The sequence below is a fragment of the Bacillus sp. P4_D3 genome, from assembly GCF_056401855.1.
Window position 1 is genome coordinate 1 of the sequence record NZ_JBFUIN010000551.1, and the last position, 2,057, is coordinate 2,057.

At 35.7% G+C, this 2,057-nt stretch carries 2 pseudogenes; both read left to right on the plus strand.

Annotation, left to right across the window (positions count from 1 at the left end):
* Positions 1 to 82: 82 nt before the first annotated feature.
* Positions 83 to 991: pseudogene (fni, locus tag AC1DTM_RS23950) on the plus strand (type 2 isopentenyl-diphosphate Delta-isomerase); the annotation flags it as partial.
* A gap of 410 nt (positions 992 to 1,401) precedes the next feature.
* Positions 1,402 to 2,057 (plus strand): annotated as a pseudogene (locus AC1DTM_RS23955) (hypothetical protein); the annotation flags it as partial.

Below are 2,057 nucleotides of genomic sequence, written 5' to 3' on the forward strand. Positions count from 1 at the left end.
GTTATGATGTTTCGCTACATATGCTAATTGCTCATTAATATGTAATGTTTGCTCTCCTCCACCACCAGTCATCGCATTGATAAAAATCGGCGAACTTAGTGAAAGTTCGCCGATTTTTATCAATGCGATGACTGGTGGTGGAGGAGAGCAAACATTACATATTAATGAGCAATTAGCATATGTAGCGAAACATCATAACCTTGCTATGGCTGTAGGATCGCAAATGGCAGCTTTAAAAAATGAAAGCGAGGCGGCTTCTTATAAGATTGTCAGAAAGGTAAACCCAAATGGTATTTTCTTTGCTAATTTGGGGAGTGAGGCAACTGTCGAACAGGCAGAGCGTGCCGTTGATATGATTGAAGCGAATGCACTGCAAATTCATTTAAATGTCATACAAGAGTTAACGATGCCAGAAGGAGACCGTGATTTTACTGGTGTACTTCGGCGAATTGAACAAATTGTTTTAAACAGTAAAGTTCCTGTCATTGTAAAAGAAGTGGGATTTGGAATGAGTAAGGAAACAGTACAACAGTTAGCGAGTATAGGTATAACAGCAATTGATATTGGCGGACAAGGTGGTACGAATTTTGCTGCTGTTGAAAATGAAAGAAGACAGCGAATGCTTTCTTATTTTAATAACTGGGGCATACAAACAGCTACCTCGATTATTGAAGCAACCTCTATAAATAATAACCTCTCTTTTATTGCATCTGGGGGTATACAAACAGCAATTGACGTGGCGAAGGCAATCGCATTAGGGGCGAATACAACTGCGTTTGCTGGATACTTTTTACGTATTTTAATGCAAGATGGTGTTGAGAAGTTAGTGGATGAAATCGATCTTTTACATACAGATTTAAAATTTATTATGACAGCTCTTGGCGTGAAGACGATAGAAGAGTTGCAATCTGTACCTCTTGTTGTAAAAGGCGAAACATATCATTGGTTAGCGCAGCGAGGGATTGACACTGCACATTATAGTAGGCGATAAAAAATCAACCGTCCGGTTGATTTTTTTCAGAGTGTTGAGAAACCCTTTAGGGTTTCCAACACTCTGATATCTTTTAAATTTTATTAAATGAAAACAATAATAAATGATAGAAACTAAGAAAATAACCCTTCACCTGACCCTTTTGGGTCAGGTGAAGGGTTATTTTTTCATGTTGACACAGAACGGAAAAAGAGGTTAAGACACAGTCTGTAAAAAATCAACGGTCCGGGCGGGAAGTTATAATTCGATAAATAGGAAAAAGAGAGAGTTTATATTACGATAAATGTATATAGGGATATTATAAGAAAAAGCTATGATTGAAAAAGGGGTTATAAAAATGAAGAAATGTAGAAAATGTGCTGCTGAATTATTGGAGGATTCTTACTTTTGCCATGTTTGTGGAGAGAAATATGGCAAAAGTAAGAAAGTATTCCTCTCTATATAGCTGGTTAGCGATAAAACAAGATAAGAGATTGTTATTTAAGAATCAAAATAAACCAGAAAAAATTTACGGTAATTTAGGGGATGAGGATGTTAATAAAAAGGAGATAATGTATTTTCAAATAGTAAAAATACGATAGGACGCATTACATATAATAGTGAAGATGTTAATATCCATGTACGAAATACAAGAGAAGATACAGCGATTTCTGCATATAATAAAAAGATTGAAATTTCATTAACTTCAAATGTAAGAGAAGGGGGTTCTAGTTCAACAACAGTACAATCAACAATTAAAACGGCGAATATTGCAATCGCAGTCGGGAATAAATTGTATAGGAATCCAATGGTGAATGCAGGAAGTGGAATAGAAGCACTAATTTTGCCAAGGGAATTAGGAGAAGACAAAAATCCATCGGAAGATTCGTATGTGAATTGCTATTTTAATATACCAAATGAAGTGGGTTTAAGTAATGCTGAAGTAGTATTACTTTCTGATCAAGGAAATACCATTGTGAGTAGGGAAATTAAAGAGGAAAAAGAAGATATTGTAGGCGTGAAAAAAGAGGTTGAGCGAAAGTTAAATGAAATAGGAGAGACGGATTATGTACGTGTTGAGGTAAAG